General features: G+C 66.5%; 25 protein-coding genes and 1 pseudogene. 9 read left to right on the forward strand and 17 right to left on the reverse strand.

What is annotated here, in order from left to right; translation table 11 throughout:
• Positions 1 to 372: 372 nt before the first annotated feature.
• A complete protein-coding gene (locus D5S18_RS05240; protein ID WP_203236599.1) occupies positions 373 to 1,221 on the reverse strand; it encodes an alpha/beta fold hydrolase in 849 nt (282 codons plus the stop codon).
• A gap of 237 nt (positions 1,222 to 1,458) precedes the next feature.
• Between D5S18_RS05240 and D5S18_RS05245 the strand changes: the two genes are divergently transcribed.
• Positions 1,459 to 1,833: a BlaI/MecI/CopY family transcriptional regulator gene (locus D5S18_RS05245; RefSeq protein ID WP_282434824.1), complete on the forward strand. Its 375-nt coding sequence runs from the start codon at positions 1,459 to 1,461 to the stop codon at positions 1,831 to 1,833.
• Here the strand turns inward: D5S18_RS05245 and D5S18_RS05250 are convergent.
• Positions 1,830 to 2,348, reverse strand: a complete 519-nt coding sequence (locus D5S18_RS05250) for a GtrA family protein (RefSeq protein ID WP_120038596.1) — start codon at positions 2,346 to 2,348, stop codon at positions 1,830 to 1,832. The two genes, D5S18_RS05245 and D5S18_RS05250, sit on opposite strands and share 4 nt — an antisense overlap.
• Positions 2,349 to 2,390: 42 nt before the next feature.
• On the opposite strand from D5S18_RS05250, the gene D5S18_RS05255 reads away from it, so the two are divergent.
• Positions 2,391 to 2,798, forward strand: coding sequence for an NUDIX hydrolase (locus D5S18_RS05255; protein WP_239003553.1), 408 nt, complete (start codon positions 2,391 to 2,393; stop codon positions 2,796 to 2,798).
• On the opposite strand, the gene D5S18_RS05260 is transcribed toward D5S18_RS05255, so the two are convergent.
• Positions 2,795 to 3,109 (reverse strand): ArsR/SmtB family transcription factor, encoded by a 315-nt coding sequence (locus tag D5S18_RS05260; RefSeq protein ID WP_120038598.1) that lies wholly within the window; start codon positions 3,107 to 3,109, stop codon positions 2,795 to 2,797. The two genes, D5S18_RS05255 and D5S18_RS05260, sit on opposite strands and share 4 nt — an antisense overlap.
• Positions 3,110 to 3,172: 63 nt before the next feature.
• On the opposite strand from D5S18_RS05260, the gene D5S18_RS05265 reads away from it, so the two are divergent.
• Positions 3,173 to 3,514, forward strand: a complete 342-nt coding sequence (locus D5S18_RS05265) for a putative quinol monooxygenase (RefSeq protein ID WP_120038601.1) — start codon at positions 3,173 to 3,175, stop codon at positions 3,512 to 3,514.
• Here the strand turns inward: D5S18_RS05265 and D5S18_RS05270 are convergent, their stop codons facing one another.
• Positions 3,515 to 4,450 carry an alpha/beta fold hydrolase gene (locus D5S18_RS05270; protein ID WP_239003554.1) on the reverse strand — a complete coding sequence of 312 codons (936 nt, stop codon included), beginning with the start codon at positions 4,448 to 4,450 and terminating at the stop codon, positions 3,515 to 3,517.
• A 112-nt stretch (positions 4,451 to 4,562) separates the two neighbouring features.
• On the opposite strand from D5S18_RS05270, the gene D5S18_RS05275 reads away from it, so the two are divergent.
• Positions 4,563 to 5,366 carry a helix-turn-helix domain-containing protein gene (locus D5S18_RS05275; protein WP_239003555.1) on the forward strand — a complete coding sequence of 268 codons (804 nt, stop codon included), beginning with the start codon at positions 4,563 to 4,565 and terminating at the stop codon, positions 5,364 to 5,366.
• A 53-nt stretch (positions 5,367 to 5,419) separates the two neighbouring features.
• A complete protein-coding gene (locus tag D5S18_RS05280) occupies positions 5,420 to 6,223 on the forward strand; it encodes a thioesterase family protein (protein WP_120038603.1) in 804 nt (267 codons plus the stop codon).
• Between the two features lie 3 nt (positions 6,224 to 6,226).
• Here the strand turns inward: D5S18_RS05280 and D5S18_RS05285 are convergent, their stop codons facing one another.
• From D5S18_RS05285 to D5S18_RS05315, 7 genes and pseudogenes are all read right to left on the reverse strand, one after another.
• Positions 6,227 to 7,453 carry a DUF885 domain-containing protein gene (locus D5S18_RS05285; protein WP_120038605.1) on the reverse strand — a complete coding sequence of 409 codons (1,227 nt, stop codon included), beginning with the start codon at positions 7,451 to 7,453 and terminating at the stop codon, positions 6,227 to 6,229.
• Between the two features lie 392 nt (positions 7,454 to 7,845).
• Positions 7,846 to 8,475: an SRPBCC family protein gene (locus D5S18_RS35560; RefSeq protein ID WP_239003570.1), complete on the reverse strand. Its 630-nt coding sequence runs from the start codon at positions 8,473 to 8,475 to the stop codon at positions 7,846 to 7,848.
• 21 nt (positions 8,476 to 8,496) lie between these two features.
• Positions 8,497 to 8,844, reverse strand: a pseudogene (locus D5S18_RS35565) (ArsR/SmtB family transcription factor); the annotation flags it as partial.
• 50 nt (positions 8,845 to 8,894) lie between these two features.
• Positions 8,895 to 9,485 carry a GTP-binding protein gene (locus D5S18_RS05300; RefSeq protein ID WP_120038611.1) on the reverse strand — a complete coding sequence of 197 codons (591 nt, stop codon included), beginning with the start codon at positions 9,483 to 9,485 and terminating at the stop codon, positions 8,895 to 8,897.
• Positions 9,466 to 9,843 (reverse strand): DUF742 domain-containing protein, encoded by a 378-nt coding sequence (locus tag D5S18_RS05305; RefSeq protein ID WP_120038613.1) that lies wholly within the window; start codon positions 9,841 to 9,843, stop codon positions 9,466 to 9,468. The genes D5S18_RS05300 and D5S18_RS05305 overlap by 20 nt, the downstream gene beginning before the upstream one ends.
• A 9-nt stretch (positions 9,844 to 9,852) precedes the next feature.
• Positions 9,853 to 10,260, reverse strand: a complete 408-nt coding sequence (locus D5S18_RS05310; RefSeq protein WP_120038614.1) for a roadblock/LC7 domain-containing protein — start codon at positions 10,258 to 10,260, stop codon at positions 9,853 to 9,855.
• Positions 10,261 to 12,651 (reverse strand): sensor histidine kinase, encoded by a 2,391-nt coding sequence (locus tag D5S18_RS05315; protein ID WP_120038616.1) that lies wholly within the window; start codon positions 12,649 to 12,651, stop codon positions 10,261 to 10,263. It lies immediately after the preceding gene.
• A 544-nt stretch (positions 12,652 to 13,195) separates the two neighbouring features.
• Between D5S18_RS05315 and D5S18_RS05320 the strand changes: the two genes are divergently transcribed.
• Together D5S18_RS05320 and D5S18_RS05325 are read left to right on the forward strand one after the other, a co-directional pair.
• Positions 13,196 to 14,257, forward strand: a complete 1,062-nt coding sequence (locus D5S18_RS05320; RefSeq protein ID WP_158607802.1) for a hypothetical protein — start codon at positions 13,196 to 13,198, stop codon at positions 14,255 to 14,257.
• Between the two features lie 162 nt (positions 14,258 to 14,419).
• Entirely contained in the window at positions 14,420 to 15,967 is a 1,548-nt protein-coding gene (locus tag D5S18_RS05325; RefSeq protein ID WP_120038833.1) for a succinic semialdehyde dehydrogenase, read from the forward strand.
• Between the two features lie 86 nt (positions 15,968 to 16,053).
• Here D5S18_RS05325 and D5S18_RS05330 read toward each other — a convergent pair whose 3' ends face one another.
• The 6 genes from D5S18_RS05330 to D5S18_RS05355 all read right to left on the reverse strand — a co-directional run bounded on the left by D5S18_RS05330 (position 16,054) and on the right by D5S18_RS05355 (position 21,164).
• A complete protein-coding gene (locus D5S18_RS05330; protein ID WP_120038620.1) occupies positions 16,054 to 16,458 on the reverse strand; it encodes a DUF779 domain-containing protein in 405 nt (134 codons plus the stop codon).
• Positions 16,458 to 17,975, reverse strand: a complete 1,518-nt coding sequence (exaC, locus tag D5S18_RS05335) for an acetaldehyde dehydrogenase ExaC (RefSeq protein ID WP_120038623.1) — start codon at positions 17,973 to 17,975, stop codon at positions 16,458 to 16,460. Before exaC ends, D5S18_RS05330 begins: the two co-directional genes overlap by 1 nt.
• Before the next feature lie 81 nt (positions 17,976 to 18,056).
• Entirely contained in the window at positions 18,057 to 19,265 is a 1,209-nt protein-coding gene (locus tag D5S18_RS05340) for a transcriptional regulator (protein ID WP_120038625.1), read from the reverse strand.
• 89 nt (positions 19,266 to 19,354) lie between these two features.
• The gene (locus D5S18_RS05345; RefSeq protein ID WP_120038627.1) at positions 19,355 to 19,669 is read right to left on the reverse strand and encodes a hypothetical protein; all 315 of its coding nucleotides are present in this window, start codon (positions 19,667 to 19,669) and stop codon (positions 19,355 to 19,357) included.
• 25 nt (positions 19,670 to 19,694) lie between these two features.
• On the reverse strand, positions 19,695 to 20,828 hold the full coding sequence (locus D5S18_RS05350; protein WP_120038629.1) for an alkaline phosphatase family protein: 1,134 nt from the start codon (positions 20,826 to 20,828) through the stop codon (positions 19,695 to 19,697).
• A 24-nt stretch (positions 20,829 to 20,852) separates the two neighbouring features.
• On the reverse strand, positions 20,853 to 21,164 hold the full coding sequence (locus D5S18_RS05355; protein ID WP_120038631.1) for a nuclear transport factor 2 family protein: 312 nt from the start codon (positions 21,162 to 21,164) through the stop codon (positions 20,853 to 20,855).
• A 139-nt stretch (positions 21,165 to 21,303) separates the two neighbouring features.
• Between D5S18_RS05355 and D5S18_RS05360 the strand changes: the two genes are divergently transcribed.
• A complete protein-coding gene (locus D5S18_RS05360; RefSeq protein ID WP_120038633.1) occupies positions 21,304 to 21,798 on the forward strand; it encodes an LLM class oxidoreductase in 495 nt (164 codons plus the stop codon).
• A gap of 5 nt (positions 21,799 to 21,803) precedes the next feature.
• Positions 21,804 to 22,667 carry a TIGR03621 family F420-dependent LLM class oxidoreductase gene (locus D5S18_RS05365; protein WP_120038634.1) on the forward strand — a complete coding sequence of 288 codons (864 nt, stop codon included), beginning with the start codon at positions 21,804 to 21,806 and terminating at the stop codon, positions 22,665 to 22,667.

The following is a 22,667-nucleotide window of genomic DNA, read 5'->3' on the forward strand; positions in this document are numbered from 1 at the left end:
ACCGAGACCTTCCCTCACAGCCGGGGAAAACAACGTACGAACCCGCCGGTCACCGTAGTGACCGGCGGGGAAATGCGAGGTCAGCCGCCGCAACGGCAGTTCTCGGTCTGCGACAGGGCGTTCTTTCGATCCATTGTCGGATCTCTGCCGCCGCCGATTCGGGAGCCGGCCTCGCGCATTTTCGGAGCCTCCGCGTTCCCTCTCACCATCAGTAGTGAGTGCGTCGAGACCGAGATAGAAAGCGCCGGAAAATTTCTCACCTTCGAACTGGGTACCGGGGGATAGCACACCATCGTCGATGACTCGGCGCATCCGATCAACCACCCCGGCCGAAATATACTGCACACCACAGTGATCACTCGCGGTGTACGTCTATCGCCGGGTGAGAAACCGCCGGAGTTCTGCGGCGACCAGTTCGGGCTTCTCGTCGTTGAAGGTCGCGGTGTGCCCGGCGTCGGGAAAAGTGACGCGGGTGGCGGCGGGGAGTGTCGCCTGTAGTTGGTCGAGCGCGGCCGGTAGGTAGGCGATGCTCCTGTCACCACCGAGGAGCAGTGTGTCGCATCGCAATTCTGCCAATCGATCCCAGATATCGGTGGTGCTCCGCAGCACCGTGATGTCACAGCGCACGGTCGGGACGAGCTTCCGTACCGCAGGCCGCCCCTCTTCCCCCTTGTCCAGGCGCAGGGCCAGTGTCATCGCGGGCACGAGCAGCGCGCGGGGCAACGACGCGACACTGCGTTTGTCCCCGGTGCCTTTGAGCGCGGACACGAATGCGGCGGCCAAGCGGTTCTCGGCGAGTTCGCGTTCGTAGCGTGCGGTCCACCCGAGCGGAGAGAAGTGGTCGCCGGTCAGCGGCGGTTCATACAGGGCGAGCTTGCGGATCTGTGGCAGCGCCAGTGCCGCGGCCATGGCGATCACCGCTCCCGAGCTCAGCCCGAAAACATTGTGGGCGTTGGTCTCTCGAACGAGCGCGGTGAGGTCGCCGATTTCGGTCTCGATGCCGTAGTTCGCGCCGACGGGGCCGCTCATGCCGCGCCCGCGCCGGTCGGGTGCGAACACCGTGAACTCGTCGGCCAGGGCGGCGGCCAGTCTCTCGAACTGCTGTGAGGTCATCATCGCCCCGTGCACGAGGATCAGCGCAGGCCCCTGCCCGACCCGGCGATATCCGATCGTCGTACCGTCGCTCGACCGGATGGAGCCGGTCTCGAACTGTCTTGTCACTGTCGATCCACGCATGGTGACAATCCTGGCGAAGACGGATTACTCGGCTCTTGCACGACGCTTGCGCGCGGTTGCCGACTTCGCTCAGGCGGGGTGGCCCGCAAAGGTGAGGTCGGCAACAGGGTCCGCCGTGTGTCCACACATTGACCCTCAGCGCCCGATCTACGAGTCCGGTACGTAGCAGCGGGATTTCGGCGATAGGGTGGCGCGATAGGGATCGGATGAGGGAGCGTTGCGGTGCGTGGATTCGGTGACCTGGAGGCGGTGATCATGGATCGCATCTGGGATCGGGACGCGGAGACCATCACGGTCCGCGAACTGTACGACGAACTCCGCGCCGAACGCGAAATCGCCTACACCACCGTCATGTCCACCATGGACAACCTGCACCGCAAGGATTGGCTGGAGCGCGAACGGGCGGGCAAGGCGTACCGATACTGGCCCACCATGACCAGGGAGGAACACGGCGCCAAGCTGATGCTCGAGGCCCTGGGTTCCGGCGGCCGACCGGACCTGGTGCTCAGCCACTTCGTGGACCGGATCAGCGAGGAGGAATCCGCCGGGCTGCGGGCCGCGCTGCGCATCCGCAAAACGCCCGGCCCGAATTCCTAGGGGGCCGAGGGGACGGCTTCGGGCTCGGGTGCGACCGGGTGCGGGAAGACGAATTTGCGCATGGCCCACCAGCGGAAGGCGGTGGCGAGCAGGGTGCCGAGGATCGTCGCGGAGAAGAAGTCCGCGATATTCTCGACCAGCAGGGATACGTGCGGGGCCTGAAGTTGGCAGATGTAGCGCGAGACGCCCAGTGGGAGTTGGGTGATCAGCATGCCGATCCCCGCGACCAGGAAGAACAGCGCCGCCTCGTGTCGGCCCTGCCTGCCGCCGCGGGCGGTGAAGGCCCATTCGCGATTGAGCACATAGGACAGCACAGTCGCGATCAGGGTGGCCACCATATTCGCCGTCAATGGTTTACCGTGCAGGACGGTCCATTTCAGGCCGAAGAACAGTCCCGTGGTGGTGACGAATGCGATACCACCCACGGTCAGGAACTTCAGCAACTCCGCGTTCCGCAGGAATACCGACAGCATCCGCTCGGGTACGCGCTGGGCGACAGCCTGGACCAAATACACCGGGCCAGGTTAGCCGGGTCCGATTCGCGTAAGCTGCGGCGGGTGGCCGAGTCGATCAAGTCCCCCGCGTTGATCGACACCGTGGCATGGGTGCACCTGGAGGCCGGGCGGATTCTGTGCGCGCGTCCGCGCGGGAAGCAGGTCTTCTACATTCCCGGCGGCAAACGCGAGGGCGCGGAGACGGATCTCCAGACGCTGCTACGCGAGATCAAAGAAGAACTCACCGTCGAAATCCTCGAGAACACCGTCGCACATGTGGGCACCTACGAGGCACGCGACGGTGGCCCACTGGTCCGGATGAGCTGCTACACCGCCGACTATCGCGGAACACTCACCGCCAGCACCGAGATCGAGGAGTTGGCCTGGTTCGGCTACGCCGATCGACCGCTGGTGCCACCGGTCGATCAATTGCTGTTCGACGATCTCGCGGCGACCGGGCAACTCACCTAGGGTCGCGCGCTCTCGGTGGCGAGCAACTCGATCAGCCCCGGAAAACGCTGCGCCAGTTCGGCTCTGCGCAACTGGGCCATATTGCTGTTGCCCCGATCGACCTGCCGGATTAGGCCGGCCTGCCGTAGCACCCGAAAGTGGTGCGTGCGAGTCGCTTTCGACACCGGCAGTCCGAACGAGCTGCAATGCCGTTCCGCGCCTTCGTCATCGGCCAGTAGGTCGAGCACGACCGTGAGCCGGTGACGGTCGGCCAATGCCGCCAGCACGGTGCCCAACTCCATCTCCGCCGGATCCGGTTGGTCCTCGGCCATACTGCCCACCCTCCTCGTAGGTACGATTTGCATAGTACCTCACACCCGGCTACCTTCCGAGGTATGACAGAAACCGTACCTACTGCCAACGTGCCGTTCGCCCTGATGGGCCTCGCCCACCCCAAACCGGAACGTGCCGCCGAACTCAAAGAACTGCTGCTCTCCTTCGTCGCACCCACCCGCGAAGAGGACGGAGCCCTCGAATACCACTTCCACGAAGACGCCGCCGACCCGTCCACCTTCGTCTTCTACGAGGTGTGGCGGTCCAAGGACCACCTCGACCGCCACCTGTCCCTCCCGCACATGCGGGACTTCTGGGACCACCGCATGGACTACCTCGAACGCGACCTCGAAATCCGCTTCCTGTCGATGCGGAGCCCGTACCCGCGCCCACTGGGCAACTAGTCAGTGGTGTTCGGCGAAGTCGCGCAGGAGGGCGCCGGTGGCTTCGGGCTCTTCGATCATGGGGGTGTGACCGCAGTCGAGGGGTTCGATCCGGATGCGCGGGACTCGGCGATAGTCCTCGAAGGAGGCTGGTGACCAGCGCCGGTCGCGGGCGCCGAAGACCACCATGGTCGGCAGACCGAGGTCGGCGACGCGGTCCGGTTCGGAACGTTCCCGCAGGTACGCGTCCGACGCGTTCGATGTCGCGGTGAGGCTGCGGTAAGTCATGGCGCGGACGTCGGCGACGATCTGGTCGGGAATTCGCACATCGCGGGTGAACGCGCTGCTCAGGGAGTACCGAATGGCGACGTTGGGGAGCAGGGGCCACAGCGGTTGCCCTATGGCCGGATTGAGTAACAGGTCGCCTGCCGGGCCGTTGTCGGTGAACGCGTCCAGCCGCGGACCGGTGTCGATCAACGCCAGTGCCGTCACCAGGTCGTGTCGCTGTTCGGCCAGTGCGGTCGCGACGTATCCGCCGGTGGAATGTCCGACAACGACCGCGTGCCGTACGCCGAGTCGGTCGAGCACGACCCCGACTCGCCGTGCCTGCTCGGCCATGCTGTAGCCACCATCCGGTTTAGCCGATTTGCCGTGCCCGAGCAGGTCGATACGCACCACATATCGATCCTGCAGGGCGGGCAGCACCGCGTCCCACCATGCGGTCGAGCCGGCCAGCCCGTGCACCAGCACCACCGCATCGGCGGCGGGCGCCCCGCTGGAGGTGACGTGGATGCCGCCATCGGGAAGGTCCACCATTTGTTCATGGGACACGATCGGCGCGGCGCTCGCGACACCGGTCGTGCCGCCCGCGAACAGGGCGGCCGACACGGCGGCGATCATCGGCCCGATTCGTCGTCGCCGATCCGATCTCGCAGCGGCGGTGGCAGTCTCATCCATGGGTCTCCTTCGTTCGATCCGTGACACCATCACTGTGCTGGGCGACAACGGGGTGTGTCTTGAAGAAATGTCAGCGCCCACCCGCACCGACAACGCCTCCTACAATCGGGGCGTGACCTGGGAGATCGCGCGACCATCGCAGCCACCCGCACTGCGCGGGGTAGATATGGCCGGATTCCGTATCGACAGTGCGGTCCCCGAACATCTGCGTGCTGTTCCGCATCCGGCCGTCACTCTCGTCGTCGAATTCGGTGACCGCCGCTTCGACGTCCGCGATGCGACAGGTCGAAACCATTCGGGCAGTCTCGTGCTCGGTCTCGCGGGTACCGCGCCTGCAGTGCGTGTCGAAGCCATCGAATGCGTGCAGGTGCGCCTGTCCCCGGTTGCCGTGCCCGCCATTCTCGGAGTTCCGTCGGCCGAGTTGAGCGGGAACATCGTCGCTCTCGATGACCTCTGGGGTCGCGACGCGACGCGCCTGGGCGAGCGCCTGTACGAAATGCGCGGCTGGCACGAAAGATTCGCGCTGATCGAGGCGACGCTGGCGGCGCGGTGTCGAGACGACCGCCGCGCCGACCGGGAGGTCGTTTGGGCGTGGCGGCAAATCGTCGTCGGCCGAGGTCGGCACCGCGTCGAACATCTTGCCGCGGCAGTCGGATGGAGCCGCCAGCGGTTGTGGTCGCGCTTCAGCGCCCAGATCGGCGTCACACCCAAGCGCGCCGCCATGCTGGTTCGGTTCGATCACGCCATGCACCGATTGATCCGTGGACAGTTGCCCGCGCAGGTGGCGGCCGACAGCGGCTACGCGGACCAGTCCCATCTCCATCGCGATGTCCGCAGCTTCACCGGCGCGACACTGAAATCCGCGGTCGGCGAACCGTGGCTCGCGGTGGACGACAGGGCTTGGCCCGCGGGCTGAATGCCTTGCCACACATGGCAGGCCGGTATCGAGCGCCTAGGCTCGGCCCCGCTATGGACGCTTTCTATCTGCCCGACGATTCGGACCCGAACGTCTTCCACGCCACCGAACTGACCAGGGGTCCTTGGTCTCCGGATCTACAGCACGGTGGCGCGCCCTCTGCGCTGCTGGGCCAGGTGATCGATCGCTACCAGCCTCGTCCCGGATATCGGGTGGGACGCATGACTGTTGAGATGCTCGGACCGATACCGATTGCGCCGCTGCGCATCGAGACCCGACTGGTTCCGTCGCGTGCGCGGGTGGGGGAGTCGGGGCGCGGTGTGGAATTCCTCGAAGCCACCGCTAGCTCCGGGGGTGAACCGGTATTACGGGCGAGCGCGTGGCGGCTGAACGGGACCGACTCCGAATTGGACGTCCCGAAGCCGACATCCGCCCGAACCGGACCGGAAATGGCGACACCGGGTGTCGACTTCCCGAGCAGTCAACCCGTCGGCTTCCACACCGGTGTCGAATTCCGGTTCGTCAGCGGCGGATTCCAGCGTCCCGGCCCGGCCGCGTGCTGGTTCCGCCTGCGGTATCCGGTCGTGGCGGGCACCGAGCCGACCCCGCTGGCGCGCGCCCTGGCCGCCGCCGACTTCGGCAACGGCATCAGCTCGGTCCTGCCCTGGCAGCAGTACTACTTCATCAACACCGATCTCACCGTGCATCTGACTCGCGAGCCCGTGGGCGAGTGGGTGTGCCTGGACGCGCTCACCCATGCCGAACCCGACGGCATCGGACTTGTCGAGGGTCTACTGTCCGATCCGCAGGGGCGCCTCGGTCAAAGCACCCAGACCCTGCTGATCGGCAGGCGCTGAGCGCTACGTCTCGCCCAACTCGCGGCGAAGATCGGACGGCAGCAACGGTTCCCGCAGTAGGCGCAGGTAGCGTTCGGCGGCGGACTCGTGCGCCGGTCGGGCGGCCAGCCACTCGCCGACCAGGCGGTCGCCCTCGATATAGGTGACGGTGTAGGCCCGCCAGAGCGGGTCGGTCAGGAAATCCACCATGTGTCGGGCGCGTTCGTCGGGCAGCAGCAGCCAACGTTCCAGATAGCCGACGACCTCGTCCGGGTCGGCGCCGCGATCGTGCAGCAGGATCGCCGCGTCCTGGCGGGCGGGCAGCAGCCGCCGCACCAGTGTCAGGACGCGCTCGGCGAGGTCCCCGTCATTGTGGATCCCTTCGGCGGCAAGGATTTCCGCGACCCACGCACCCCAGCCCGCTCCCGGCAGCACGGTGTGCGCGCGTTCGGCCGTCCCCTCCGCGATCAGGCACTGCGGGGTGTTCACCAGGGTGATGAGCTGCTCGGCGTGGCCGCGTTCGACGACGAGGCCCGCCTCCTTGAGGCAGTGATCGGTGTGGTGCCCCGGATACGCCTCGTGCGTCACCAGAATCGGGAGCGCCGCGATGGCGTGACCCGCCCGATCATCGAGCGCGACCTTCGAATGGAAGCCACCCAGATAGCGGTTGAAGGCATTCCACGGTTTGCCGTGCACCACCTCGTAGTCGACGCGTTCGGCGGCGGGCAGACCGAACAGCGCTCGAGCGCGCGGACGCAACTCGTCGGAGACGCGCTGCACGGCGCGCCCGAGCCGGTCGGCCGGTATTCGATTGCGTTCATAGTAGGCGTCGAGCCTGGTTTTCAAATCCCCGCGGCCGGGCAGCAATTCGGCCAGTTCGTCGTGCGCGGCCGCGTACTGTCCCGGATCGCCCGCGCTGATGTCGACGTCGAAGTAGCAGCGCACCTCCTGCAGAAAAGGCATCCGCGTGCCCGCGATGCGCAGTGCCGCGCATTCGAGCGCCGTGAGCTGCGCCGACAGATAGCGCTGCCGGGTGGGGTCCAGTCCGGAATCGGGGAGTTCGGCACGCAGTCGGGTGGCGTGTCGAGCCAGTTCGGCAGGGGCGACGGGAGATTCGGCCTCGACCTTTCGTGTCAGCGCCGGATCCCCGAACCAACTGTCGACGAACCCGTCCATCGATGCGCCCAAACGCAGACCCAGCAGCAGGTATTCGCGAACGATACCCTCGGATCGGTTCTCGCCCGCGGTCATTCGGCAGGCTCCAGCCAGAGGTTCGCCGGATCCAGCCATCGATCGATCTGTGGCATGGGCATAGCATTGCGCACCCGCGCGCCCGTCATGTACGGAATCGTCGGTTCGCAGGACAGGATCGGCCGCAGCGTCGCAGGCGCACCGGAAGTCCGCGCTCGGCAATCACTTCCGCTACCAGCGGTGCCCAGACCGTCATCCAGGAAATGCGAATGGATCGGGACGGAGCGCGGCACGGAGCGAGATATTCGGCGAGATCGTCCACCGGCGCCGGATCGAGGCTCTCGACCACCGCCACCGCGCCGGCGCCCGTGCGCACCCGCGTCGACCCGCCGAGTCGGACACGGAAGTGGGGTATGGATTCCCCCACACCCCACCAACTTTCGATGCGCGACCTATTCCGCGGGCATCATGCCGGTGTAGAAGGCGCGGGTCCGCTCGGCCGCGGCCGCGGCCGCGGCCTTGTCGGTGCCCGCCCCGATATTCGCCTCCCGCCATCCGTCGCCGCTCACCTCGATCATGCGTAGCGACAGTTCGGTGCCCATCAGATTGTCGACCTCGCCGGTCGCCGATGTCAGGTGCTGCGCCAGACCGACCAGGGCCAGATCCCAGCCGATTCCCGCGTCGGCCGGACCGAATTCGGCCCAACGCGCCTCGTCGAGCGCGCCGGAATGGCGCAGCCGGACCCTGGTGGTGGAATCGGAGTCGGCGCTGAGCGACACATCGATGCGCGAGACCCGATCGCCGTACTCCCAGGTCGCGACGAAATGCTTGGGGGGATCGCACTTCTCGATCGTGCCGCCCGCGTTGTTCTCGAGCTGGAAGCGGCCCTCGACCTCGAGGTTCCCCGATATCGGCAGGAACCACCGGGGGATACGCTGCGGGTTGGTGATGGCGTCCCAGACATCGTCGATGGGGCTGTCGAAGACCTTGGTCAGCGAGATCGTCCACTGCCGGTCCGCACCGGCCCCGGTGATCTCCGCCGAGCGCTGCGTCGTTTTCACCTGCTGCAAGTAATCGAACACGGGATGCTCCTTGGGCTTGGTTGCTTCGCGATGGCCTGTGTGCGGTTGGTTCCCATGCCTGCCCGCGGCGAGTTCGGTCGCCAGGGTCTCGAAGCGAAGTTCCCACAGTTGTTCGAAACGGGCGAGCCACGCGACGACCTCGCGCAGCGATTGTGAGTTCACCGCGTAAAGGCGTTGCGTCCCCACGGGCCGGACGGTCGCGAAACCGTTGTCTCGCAGGACCCGCAAGTGCTGCGAGACGGCAGGCTGGGATATCCCGAACTCCGCTTTGATCGCCGCACAGACAGCACCCGAGGTCATCTCGCCCTCGGCGAGAAGTTCCAGAATCCTGCGGCGCACCGGGTCACTTAGGACGTCGAATTCGTCCACGCCCCCACAATATCACGCCACACTTATATAGGTCACTACTTACACTACTTCTAGGTCCCCACCGGGGTGCGTCCCGCCCGCTCGATCAGATGCTCGACCAGACTCATCAACACATATTTGGCGGAATCCCGGCTGCGGGCATCGCACAGCAGCACCGGAATGTGCGGGTCGAGGTCGATGGCGTCGCGGACCTCGTCGACGGTGTAGCGGGGCGCGCCGTCGAAGCAGTTCACCGCGACCAGGAACGGCAGCCCGCGCCGCTCGAAATAGTCCACGGCGGCAAAGGAATTCCCGAGCCGACGGGTGTCGGCCAGGACGACCGCGCCCAGCGCGCCGCGCGCCAACTCGTCCCACAGGAACCAGAACCGATCCTGCCCCGGCGTCCCGAAAAGGTAGAGCACCAGTTCTGGATCGATGGTGATGCGCCCGAAATCCAGGGCCACCGTGGTGGTGGCCTTCTGCTCCACCCCCGACAGGTCGTCGACGCCGGTGCTCACCTCGGTGATGAGTTCCTCGGTGCGCAGCGGCGCGACCTCGCTGATCGCCGCCACCATCGTCGTCTTACCGACGCCGAAGCCGCCCGCGACCAGGATCTTGACCGAGGCGGCCAACTGTGGAGTGTCAGAGTTTTCGGATGCCATTCAGAACAGCTCGCAATACATTCAGATCGCCGGGACCGGCCTCCGGCTGCACCGGGGACCGGAAGATCAGGTGTCCCTCGCCGATCAGGTCGCCGACGAGGATCTTGGTCACCATCAAGGGGAGTTTCATCACGGCCGCCACCTCGGCGACCGATTGCGGCACGCGGCACAGCCGCAGGATGTCCGCGTACTCGGGTTCGGGGCGTCGCAGTGTCGGCGCGGGTTTGGCCACGACCACGACGGTGAGCATGTCCAGGTCGTGCCCGGTGCCGATGGTGCGCCCCCTGGTGACCGCGTAGGGGCGGACCAGCGGTCCGGCCGCGTCGTCGAAAAACGGCTCACCCAAGCGACGCGTCATGACCGATCCTTATAACTCCGCCAGTCCGTGCCGCGGGCCGGTGGACAGGTAACTGCCCACCCGCTGCACGGTGAGATTCATTTCGTAGGCCACCATGCCGAGATTGGCCGATTCGGCGGCCTGCAGGGCCAGGCAGGCATTCTCGCCGGCCGCGGTGACGAACAGGACGGCCCGGTCCAGTTCGATCACCGCCTGGCGCACGCCGCCGCCGTCGAAGCGGGCGCCCGCGCTGCGCGCCAGACCGTAGAGGGTGGACGACATCGCGGCGAAATGTTCGGCGTCCTCGCGGTTCATCGCGCTGGAGCGGCCGAGCAGCAACCCGTCGGTGGACAGGACCACCGCCTGGCGGACGCCGGCGAGCCGGTCCACCAGGTCGTCGAGTAGCCAATTGAGATCGCCTGGGCTGGAAGTGGACACTTAGCCTTCCTGTTCGTCCGTGGACGCGCGCGTCCGGTCGTATCTGCCGAACGCCGGGAAATCCGTGTCGGACAACGGCTTTCGGCCCTGTCGGGTACCGTTCTCGATGGCGGACATGAGATCTCGGGCTTGTTCGGCCGAGCGTACGCGTTCGGGGTGTTCGGTCGGCGGGGCGGCGTGGGCCGCGTCCGCCAACTGTGGTGCGAGATTAGCCTGCCGGTTGCGTCGCGGCAATGCGGGACGGCCGTCGCCGGTGGCGGTTCGGCCGTCGGGAGTCGGAAACGAGTTGTCCGCCACAGGTTTCGGCGGATCGGCCAGCAGCGTCGCCACCGGGGCGGAGACGGGCTCGGCGGCCGCCTCCAGCGCGGGCCGCGGCGAATCGGCGTGCCGCCCAACCGTCTGCGGGATCTCGGCCGGCGGCCCGTAGCCGAGATCCGCGCCCGCGAGCAGCGCCGAGGGCACCAGCACGATGGCGCGGATACCGCCGTAATCGGACTCCACCAGCCGCACCGACACACCGTGCCTGGCCGCCAGCCGCGCCACCACGAACAGTCCGAGCCGCGAATCGGCCGACAGCGCGGCGAGCCCGAAATCCGGTGGGTTGCGCAGCATTTCGTTGACCCTGGCCAGTTCGGCCTCGGCCATGCCCATACCCTGGTCGGTGATCTCGCAGACCACGCCCTTGCCGACGATATTGCCGGTCACCTCCACCCGCGACTGCGGCGGGGAGAACGCGGTGGCGTTGTCGACCAGTTCGGCGATGAGATGGATGAGGTCGGCAACCACACCGCCCGCGATATGCACCTCGGGCAGCCGCGCCGCCCGCACCCTGGCGTAGTCGAGGGTTTCGCCGATGGCGCTGCGCACCAGGTCGATCAGCGGCACCGGGTTGCGCCACTGCCGACCGGGCTGCCCGCCGCCGAGGATGATCAGGTTCTCGGCGTTGCGGCGTTCGCGGGTGGCCAGGTGATCGAGTCGGAACAGGGTGTCGAGCAGCGCCGGATCCTCCTGCTGCCGTTCGGCCTCGTCCAGGATCTCCAACTGTCGGTGCACCACGATCTGGCTGCGATGGGCGATATTGAGGAACACCGCGCGCACCCCCTCGCGGGTGCGCGCCTCGGCCACCGCGCCCGCGACGGCGGCGGCGTGCGCGTGCTGGAATGCCAAGGCCACCTGGCCGATCTCGTCGCGCCCGTAGTCGAGGACGGGGGATTCCTCGGCCGGATCGATGGTCTCGCCCGCGCGCAGCCGCCGCATCATCTCCGGCAGGCGTTCGTCGGCCAGTTGCAGCGTCTCGCCGCGAAGTCGCTTGAGTCGCCGAATGATTCGGTTGGCCATCAGCAGCGCGACCAGGAAGGCGGTGAAGCTGACGAGGATGACGCCCGCGCCCGCGTAGAGGGACCGGGTCGCCGAATCGTCGCCCTTCTGGGCCGAGAGCTGCTGCGCGGCCCTGTTCTGCGCGATCCAGGTGTCGACCAGCTTCTTGTTGACCTCGGCGGCCGCGGCCTGCCATTCGGGGATGCCCATCGGCAGCGGCGGCAGCGCGTCGGCGGTCTTCTTCAGCGCCGACTGGGTGTTGGCGGGATTGGCCGCCGCGTTGGCCATGATCGCATTGCGCTGGGCGATGGCGGTTTCCATCGCGGTGAGCGACTGCCACGCCGGAGAGCCGGTGAGCGACTTCGCGCCGTCGCGCTGCAGGTGGTCGAGTTCGGTTGTCAGGTAGGCGATCTCGGTGTGGTAGTAGCCGACGTTGCGCTGGAACTCCTCCAGCGGCACCAGGCCCTGCCCGTTGCCGTTGACCAGTGCCAGGCCCAAAGCGTTGCTGCGGGACATGGATTCGGTCGCGTAGAGAATGCGCATGCCGATATCGAGTTCGATGGCGATCTGCGCGTCGGGTGCGGTCTGCTCGGTGATGGTGGTGCCCACCTGGATGACATCGAGCAGCCGGTTGAAGAAGCCGTAGGCGTCGAGGGCGGGCAGCATGCCCGCATCGATCTGGGAACGGATCTGGGTCATCGATTGGGCCAGCGTGGCGAAGTTCGCGACATTGTCGCCGATCTTGGACGACTCCAACTGTTGCAGACCCACCGAGGCCTCGAGTAGGCCGCGCAGCGCGTGGTCGAGGCGCACGCGGGCGCCCGCCAGAGCGGGACCGGCGGTGTCGTCGCCCGCCAACTGGGCCAGCGTCAACTGACGTTCGAGCTGCACCGCTTCCAGCAGTTCCCTGGTGTTCGGGATGGCCTTCTGCATCTGCGAGGCCCACGATTTCGCGTGCGTGCCCTCGTTCACCAGGTATCCCGCCGCGCCCACGCCGACCACGAGCAGAGTCAGGCTCGGGACGAGCGCGATCGCCAGTATCCGCGTGCGGACACCGAGCCTCGCTCTGAACATTCGCCGAACGTAACAGAACGGCCACGCCCATACCCATGTCGCCGTCATGTATCCCGTTGAGCGAGACTCGAATTGACGCGCGATTGCCGACCGTGCTCCACCTCAATTGTTACAAACATATGTTTGAAACATAAGTCTATGACGCCCGTCGGATACAAGTGTTGGTTTCGTGGCTAGAGTTGCGCCATGTCCCGAAATCGCTACCAACCAGCGGCGGCCGAATCCGCGGAGACGGCCACATCCACCCTTCGGGCAGGTGGGCGATCCCGTGCGCGCAGGCGCGGGCTGCGGTGACCGATAGCGCACCGATGGCAGCAGCCCTGGAACGCCATCACGCTCAACGCCCGGAAAGCGCGGGCAGCAGTCGACGGCAGCAAATTGCCCCTGGTTCACCCCTTGGTCAGCGGAGATGCGCGATATGCGGTGGCAACCATAGAGTTTCGGTTCAGTGTGACGCCCCGGACCCTTTGCGCGAGGGTCTGGTCCGCGACGCATGGAACGCAGGCCACGGCGCGCGGCCTGCCCCACGCGATACATGAGCGGGTTGGGTGACGGCGAACTCGCCGCGAGAATGCTGCAGGCCCTCAGACGCCTCGCCGACGCGATCGACAAAGCTGCCCAGCGAACCTACGACGTACACCGCAAATTTCCGCACACGATACGGGAAAGCATCGAGCAGACCACACGCAAAGAGGTGGAGGCCGCATCCACGATCGGTCCGGCTGCGCGCACAGATCGGCACGAGCTGCTCGTCGGTGGCGGCGATCATGTGCGAACAGCTCCGCCGTTGCAGCGCCCCACCTCTCCTGCGGTGAAAGGCCCCATCGGCCACATGTCGGCAGAAGAAGTCGAGGCCCTGCTGGTGACGTTGGGGCCACCAGCGGAGTGGCCCGAAAGAGTGCGGGCACGTATGCGCGTATTCGAGGAGTTCGCCGAAGAAACCACGGGTCCGAGCCGGGGCGGGGACTGGCTGTCCGCGTTGCGGGCATGCCGCGAAGGAGGATCGCCCGGAAGCGATCTGGTGATCGACTTCTATCACGCAACCCATGCAGGGGCGGAAAGGTTTATCCGTGCCGGGGGTGTGGATACGCGATATCCCAGATACTTCTGCGATGTCGGACAGGGGTTTTATACCGGCGATAACCTGCTGCTCGCAGAAAAGTTGGGGTCGAGGCACTCCGACCCGGTCGTCTTGCACTACCGAATAAAACTGGAAGATCTGAAGAATCTTGAAGTCAAGATATTTGAACCGGGGAGTCCCGAGCTGGAGGGTTTTCTGCTTCGCGGCATGTTCAACGATCCGGAAACACCATACGATGTCGTCATCGCACCGTTTCTCGTCAATAGAGAGGCTTTCGCATTCCAGAATGCGGCGCCGATATACGCAGGCCGTCAAATCGTATTCTGCAACGATACCGGCCGATTGCTCGATGCTGGACTTCAACCGGCCTCGACCGGCCTCGCCGCCAGGGCGGAATCCGCCTTGTCCGAACCTTCTCCGGAGGCGCTCGGCACCGGCGCCCCTCGCCCCCCTGGCGCCCCTAGCGCCAGCAGTGCGGGAGACCTCTTCGGGGAAGGAGGATCCTCCGCCGACTCCGCCTCCTGATCCACCTTGCTTCAACACGATCCGCGCGAGGACGCCACGTTGGCACACGACCCCGCGCTCTGCCGAACTCGCCGCTGCGCCGAGCGCGCCCGCATGTGTAGCGCTCGCTTCCAACGCGTAGATTGTGTGTATCTCGCGGTTACTCACAAGTAGGAGGCAATGATGCCGACGCCGGAAGGCGCCGTTTTCGACCGTTTGAGCGCGCTGGCCGCGATCGCGGAAACGCGCCCGACAAAGACCATCACCGAGACGTTCACCGGCGCGAGGCTGGGCACCGTCCCGGTCGGCACGGCCGAGGACGTGACCGCCGCCGCCGCGCGGGCGCGCACCGCGCAGGCAGGCTGGGCCGAACGCACGCCCGCCGAGCGGGCCGCCGTGCTGGAACGCTTCCGCGCGCTGGTGGTGGAGCATCGCGACTCGCTCATGGATGTCATCCAGGCCGAGACCGGCAAGGCGCGGTGGGCGGCACAGGAAGAGATCATGGGCCTGATCTTCGCCGCCCGCTATTTCGCCAGGGTCACCCCGGACCTGCTGCGCCCCCGCCGGGTTCCCGGCGCGTTCCCGGTGCTCAATCGCACCGAGGTCAGCCACCGCCCCAAGGGCGTGGTCGGCGTGATCGCACCGTGGAACTATCCGATGCTGCTGTCCATCGGCGATGCCATACCGGCCCTGCTGGCGGGCAACGCCGCCGTGGTCAAACCCGACAGTCAAACCCCGTTCTCGGCACTGGCCGCCGCCGACCTGCTCTACAAGGCGGGCCTGCCGCGCGACCTGCTCGCCGTGGTCACCGGGCCGGGCACCGTGGTCGGCACCGCCATCGTCGACATCTGCGACTACCTGATGTTCACCGGCTCCTCGGCCACCGGCCGCACCCTCGCCGAACAGTGCGGACGCAGGCTGATCGGCTTCTCCGCCGAACTCGGCGGCAAGAACCCGATGATCGTGGCCCGCGGCGCGAACCTGAACAAGGTCGCCAAGGCCGCGGTGCGCGCCTGCTTCTCCAATGCCGGACAGCTCTGCATCTCCATCGAGCGGCTCTATGTCGAACGGTCCGTCGCCGCGGAATTCACCGAGAAGTTCCTCGCCGCCGTACGAGCCGCGAAACTCGGTGCGGCCTACGACTACTCGACCGATATCGGCAGCCTCATCTCCCAATCCCAACTGGAAACGGTGTCCAAGCACGTCGCCGACGCCACCTCCAAGGGCGCGAAGGTGCTCGCCGGCGGCAAGGCCCGCCCCGACCTCGGCCCGCTGTTCTTCGAGCCGACGGTGCTGAGCGAGGTCACCGACGAGATGGAATGCGGCCGCAACGAGACCTTCGGCCCGCTGGTCTCCATTTACCCGGTCGACAATGTCGAGGAAGCCATCCGGCTGGCCAACGACACCGAATACGGCCTCAACGCCAGTGTTTGGGCCGCCACCAAGGCCGAGGGCGAGCGGATCGCGGGCCAACTGCACGCGGGCACCGTCTGCGTGGACGAGGGTTACGCGCCCGCCTGGGGCAGCACCGCCGCGCCGATGGGCGGCATGGGGATCTCCGGCGTCGGCCGCAGGCACGGCGCGGACGGCCTGCTGAAATTCACCGAACCGCAGACGATCGTCGTTACCCGATTCATGAATCTGGATGCGCCGCCGCTGGTTTCGCAGCAGCGCTGGCAGCGCTTCCTGATGACCGTCACACGGAGTCTGCGCTTGCTGCCCGGACGGTAGAAAAAACCGGCGTCCGCCAGGTGGGTCTGCGTGCCACCTGGCGGACGCCGTCGCCGGTTCGTCTCTTTCGGCCCTGGTCCCAGTACCTAGGTCATACGATCGGCGCCGGTGCGCGGCGGGGGTGCGGCCGCCAACGCCTCGGTCTCGGCGTCGGTCAACAACCGCGAGCGGATGATGAACCGCACCCCGTCCGGCGCTTCGAGGGAGAACCCGCTCCCGCGACCGTCGACCACGTCGACGGTCAGGTGCGTGTGCTTCCACAGCTCGAACTGGTCGGCACTCATCCAGAACTCGGTGTGCCAGGACAGGCTGCCCAGCAGCACATCCGCGGCTCCGACGCGAAACTCCTTGGCCGGAAAGCACATCGGGGAACTGCCGTCACAGCAGCCGCCCGACTGGTGGAACAGCACCGGCCCGTGCTGTTCGATCAACCGGCGCAACACATCGCGTGCGGGCTCGGTCATCTCGACCCGATGCGCCCTGGTTTGCATCAGAAGAACCCGAGCTTCTTCGGCGAATAACTGACCAGCAGGTTCTTGGTCTGCTGGTAGTGCTCGAGCATCATCTTGTGGTTCTCCCGGCCGATGCCGGACTTCTTGTAGCCGCCGAACGCCGCGTGCGCCGGATAGGCGTGGTAGCAGTTGGTCCACACCCGACCGGCCTTGATGGCCCGGCCCATCCGATAGGCGGTGGTGGCGTCGCGCGTCCACACGCCCGCGCCGAGACCGTAGAGGGTGTCGTTGGCGATGCGCACCGCTTCCTCGACGGTATCGAATCTGGTCACCGCGACCACCGGTCCGAAGATCTCCTCCTGGAAGATCCGCATGGTGTTCTCGCCCTCGAAGATGGTGGGCTGAATGTAGTACCCGCCGGGCAGACCGTCGACCTTGCGTGCTTCCCCTCCGGTGAGCACGCGCGCGCCTTCCTGCTTGCCGATATCGATATAGGACAGGATCTTCTCGTACTGGTCGTTGCTGGCCTGCGCGCCGATCATGGTGGCGTCGTCGAGCGGATTGCCGCCCCGGATCGCCTTGGTGCGCTCCAGGCAGCGGGCCATGAACTCGTCGTAGATCGAGGAGTGGATCAGCGCCCGCGACGGACAGGTGCACACCTCGCCCTGGTTCAGCGCGAACATGACGAAACCTTCGACGGCCTTGTCCAAGAAATCGTCGTCCTGCGCAGCGATATCGGGCAGGAAGATATTGGGGCTCTTACCGCCCAACTCCAGGCTGACCGGAATGATGTTCTCGCTGGCGTACTGCATGATCAGCCTGCCGGTGGTGGTCTCACCGGTGAAGGCGACCTTGGCCACCCGAGGACTCGACGCCAACGGTTTACCCGCCTCGACACCGAATCCGTTGACCACGTTCAACACACCGGGCGGTAGGAGATCGGCGATCAGTTCGACCACCAGCATGATGGAGGCCGGGGTCTGCTCGGCCGGTTTGAGCACCACGCAGTTGCCCGCGGCCAACGCGGGAGCCACCTTCCAGGCGGCCATCAGGATCGGGAAATTCCACGGAATGATCTGACCGACCACGCCGAGCGGTTCGTGATAGTGGTAAGCCACTGTGTCGGCGTCGATTTCGGCGATGCTGCCCTCTTGGGCGCGGATCGCGCCCGCGAAATACCGGAAGTGATCCACCGCCAAAGGCAGGTCCGCGGCGAGGGTTTCGCGGATCGGCTTACCGTTGTCCCAGGTCTCGGCGACGGCCAGCGGTTCGAGACTGTTCTCCAACCGGTCGGCGATCTTGTTGAGGATATTCGCGCGCTCGGTGACCGAGGTGGCGGCCCAGGATTCGGCCGCGCGGTGGGCGGCCTCGAGCGCCAGATCGATATCGGCGGCGGTGGAACGCGCGACAGCGCAGAAGGTCTCGCCGTCGACGGGGGAGGGGTTGTCGAAGTATCTACCCTCGATCGGCGCGGCCCAGTCGCCGCCGATGAAGTTGTCGTAGCGGGTGGCATAGCTGACGATGCCGGTGTCCGAACCCGGTTTGGCGTAGATCATGTGACCTCTGTTCTCGCGCAAACATCTTCTGACGGGGGCCACTATGGCCCACCCTGGTTGGTGCGAGGTTGGTGGCGGGTCTCAACTTCGCAACGCGGTATGCAATCGTGCCGTGGCCACGGCACGGCGCACATCCCCGCGCGGCAGCAGCCGCAGCGCGTGCTCGTGCACTTCGATATCGGCGGGCACCCGCTCACCGAAGGACAGCGCGTGCTCGGGACGGTCGCTGTGCAGCACCGCCGTTCGCACACCGACATCCAAATGGGCACGCCACTGCGCCACCCCCGGTGTATCCGAACCCGGCAGCAGCGGACCCCGATACAGCCACACCGCCGAGGTGGTGTCGCCCGCGGCGACGGCGGCGAGCAGATCCACCGCATCGCAGGAGATCGGCCCCGTCAACATGTAGCGGCGCGGCGCGATCCCGCCGCCGGTGGCCCGACGCAGATGTGACACATCGGCTTTGAGCGTGCTCGTCGAGATCGCGCGGTCCCCGTAGACAGCGGTGTGCAGTTGTTCAGGGGTGTAACCACCGGGGACCAGGGCGAGCAGCGTGAGGATCTCGAGTTGGCGCGGCGGCAACGGGATCGGTCGGCCGTCGCGCAGCAGTCGGGTGGCGCCGAGGCATTCCAAACGCACGCCGGGCGTCGGCGCGGGCGCGTTGGCGCGCAGGATGGTCTCGGCCGCCGTCACCAGCGCCCGCACCGAGGACAGCACCAGCGGATGGGAACGCTCCCAGGTGCTCGACAGGTCCAGGACGCCGAGTTGTCGGCCGTCGGGTCCGTGAATCGGCGCGGAGTAGCAGACCCAGCCGTGCAGCGCCGCCACCAGATGTTCGGCCGAGAATACGGTGACCGGTCGGTCCGTGTGCAGGGCCAGCGATAAACCGTTGGTGCCCATATGGCTTTCGTCCCAGCACCCGCCCGGCGCGAAATTCACCGCCTCGGCCTGTCTGCGCAGGCCGCGATCGCCTCGCGTCCAGAGAATGGTGCCCTCGGCGTCCGTCACCACCGCGAGATAGCCGGAATCCTCGGCGATGGAGCGCAATTGATCGCCCAATTGGGTGATCGGTTGGCGCAGTGGCGATTCGGTCCAGCGGGCGGCGATATCCCCCCGACTCGGCGCGACCGCCAGCGCCGGATCGACCGTGTGCAGGGATCTTTCCCAGGATTGGGCCACTTCGCTCCGCAGCAGCGTGCTCCGATGCGGACCAGGGGGAGCGCTCGCCCACCGCTCCCATTCCTGTTCCAGATCCGCCCGCTGCTGAGTGAGGCTGCGCGCGTGTGCCACCTCGTCAACCCATCGTCGTCTCGAGTTCTCGAATTCGCACTCTCATGATGGCGTACGCACCGGGCGCGGCGCGAGGACGGGCACCGAATTCACTTGCGTAGGAAAATCCCCGGCACGTCCGCGTTCTTGATCGGCGTCTGCGCATTGGCCTGCACACCGCACAGCAGGTCCACCGATGTCATGGTCAGATCCACCACGGTGCCCGCGGGCTCGTGCCCGTCATTGGCCTGCTGTTTGACGAATTTGGTGATCGTGGTGCGCTTGGTGTCCGGGTCCTGCTTGATGTATTCGTTGCAGGGGGTGTCGCCGCCCTGGTTGAGCACCGTCTTCACCTCCGAGCAACCGGTCAGCGCCAGGGCCAGAGCCGCGACAACCAAACCGATCCGGGACACAGTGGATTTCATGCCCCAAGCCTAGGGCCTAGGTGTGTCAGGACCGGTAGGTGCGCAGCGGCACCAACATCTCCGCCGAGGTCAGCGACCCGTGATGGCCGATCAGACCCGACTGCAACGGCTCCACCCCGCTGCGGATCACCCCTGCCGAGCCGCGCGCGACCACCACCACATCCCCGATGCTGTCGACCACATGTCCAGCGACCTTCGGCCCGAACCAGCCATTGGCGATGGCCGCGTCGCGCGCCAGCACCTCGAAACGCGACCCGAGCGACTCCCGCCAAGCGGCCGCCACATCGGCGGCCGCGCCCGCTTCGGCATAGACGTGCCGGGCGCGCGGTTCACCGCCGAGTTGCGCTACGCCCGCCCGCAATTCGGCGATATCGTCGAAATCGACGCGTTCGGTGAGTTCGACCATGCCGTGATCGGCGGTCACCACCAGCAGCGCGTCCTCGGGTAGTCGTTCGGCGATCTCGCGGACCATCAGATCCACATGCGCCAATTCCAACCCCCACGCGGGCGAATTCGGGCCGCGCACATGGCCGGTCATATCGAGGTCCCCGTGGTAGGTGTACACCAGGGAGCGTTCGCCCGCCCGCAACGCTCGCGCCACCTCGGCCACCAGATCGCCACCGGAGAAATTCGGCAGGAACTCGCTGCCGCGCAGCACCGCCCTGGTCAGACCCGAACCATCCTGATAGCGCGGGGCGACCGTCGCGACGGCGACCCCGTCGGCGGCGGCGCGTTCGAAAACCGTTGGGGTGGGCTGGAACTGCTCGGGCACCAATTGGGAGCGCAGATCCCTGCTGTCGCCGTGCATTTTCCACGCCAGAGGGCTGAACATCCGTTCGTAGCCGGGCACATTGAGCAAGTAGCCGACAACGCCGTGCTCACCCGGTGGCACGCCGACACCCAGACTGCTCAGGCTGGTGGCGGTGGTGGTCGGGAATCCGGCGGTGATCACCTCGGGAGTCAGACCGGACAGGAACGGGGCCTCGTCCGGATGCGCGGCCAGCGCCTCGGCCCCCAGACCGTCCACCAGCAGCACGCAGACCCGCCGCGCCGAACCCAGCCCGAGCCGATCCCGCTCACCCGGGACACCGAGACTCGCCAGCAGGGAGGGAAAGAGATCCGCGAGGGATCCGGAACCGTACCGGGGCGCTACGAACACGTCCGCAAGATATCAGGTAGCGCGCTATGCCTGCCCGGTCTCGAACCGGCTGATCCTGCCGTCGCGGACGGTGAAGCGCCACGTGGTGCGCATCGAGCCCCAGCGCGAATTCGTGTAGTCGGCAACCAGTTCGGTGCTGGTGGGACCGACCGATTCGATCGCCATCCTGGCGTTGCTGCGGAAGATCTCCGAATCGGTCCACTGCGACAGATCGCGCTCGACGCCGTCGTCGGACATGGACGCGTCCTCGGTGAGCACCGCGAACAAACGGTCGGCATCATTGGCATTGAGCGCGTCGACGAACTCCTGTACCGCCGGATCCAGCTGTGCGGTCATCTGGTTGACCCTCTCGTGTCGGAGTGCGCTATCGATCGGCAAATATCTGGCGCTCACTGTAGGACAGAATTGGCCCACTCGCCCGGCACCGCGACATTTGGCGTGGCATTCCGCGACGCGGTTGGGTAGAAAAAGAATCATGACATCGCAGCGCATGTTCCGTTTCGGAGTCAATACAGTCGCCCCGGATTCCCGCACCCGATGGATCGAGAAGTGCAGGCGTGCCGAGGAATTCGGCTACGACGTGACCGGGGTGGCCGATCATCTTGGCCTGGCCGCGCCTTTTCCCGCCAGAGGCGAGAAACTCCTGCGCGTCGCGGCCGAGCACGCCGCCATCATCGGATTCACCGGGGCAGGGGCCACGGCCGATGGCTCGCTGCGGGTCGCCGGAATCGCCGAGACCGAGCAGCGCGTGGCGTATCTGCGCGTGCTGCTCGAGGAATGGGGGTCCGCGCTGCCCGCCGAGGTCGCCGACCGGCCCGAGGAACTGCCGATTCTGCAAATCGGGACATCCGAGGAGATTGCCGAACGGCTGCTGGAAAATCGCCAACGATTCGGGTTCAGCTATATCACCGTGCACGAGGACGCTAGGGAGAAGTTCGCACCCGTCATCGCCATGTTGCGCGGGCGGTAGTCGCCATGGGATCGCTGCGCTTCGGTGTCGGCTTGCTCGCACTGGAATCCCGCGCCCGCTGGGTCGAGAAATGCCGCAGGGCCGAGGATTCCGGATTCGATGTGATCGGCGTACCGGATCATCTCGGACGTCCGAGTCCATTTCCCGCATTGGTGCTGGCGGCCGAAGCCACCTCGCGGGTTCGCCTGTCCACATTCGTGCTCAATACACCGTTCTACAATCCGGTCCTGCTGGCCAGGGATGTCGCCGGGACGGATCGGTGCGTCGACGGTCGACTGGAACTCGGACTCGGAGCCGGGTACGTGCGCGCCGAATTCGAGGCCGCCGGCATACCGTTCGCCACCGGGCGTCAGCGCATCGAATACCTGGCCCGGACGGCCGCCACCCTGCGGGAACTCTTCACGCGGGCCGACTTCCCACCGGCCCAACCCGGCGGACCGCCCATGCTCATCGCTGGCTGGGGCGACAGACTGCTCCGGGTCGCGGCGCGATATGCCGACATCATCGCGCTACCGGGCGCGGCGGCGGCCCGCGACGGCGCGAAGCTGCGCATGGCCACGGCTACCGCGACCGAGGCGCGGATCGCCTACATCCGCGAGCTCGTCGGCTCGCGTCCCATCGAACTCAACAGCATGCTGCAGCGGGTCGTCGGTCCCTCGCAACGTTCCGGTCTGCTCGATCGCTACGCGCACTTCCTCGATCCGAAACTTCCTGCCGCGCCGGAGGATATGCCCACCCTGCTCGTCGGGACGCCGCGTCAACGCGCCGAGCAACTGCGCGAGCGGGCCGAACGGTTCGGCTTCACCTATTTCTCGGTGCTGGAACACGATATGACCGCCATGGCGGAGGTCATCGAACACCTGCGGTGA

Source organism: Nocardia panacis, from assembly GCF_003598715.1.
Lineage (GTDB): Bacteria > Actinomycetota > Actinomycetes > Mycobacteriales > Mycobacteriaceae > Nocardia > Nocardia panacis.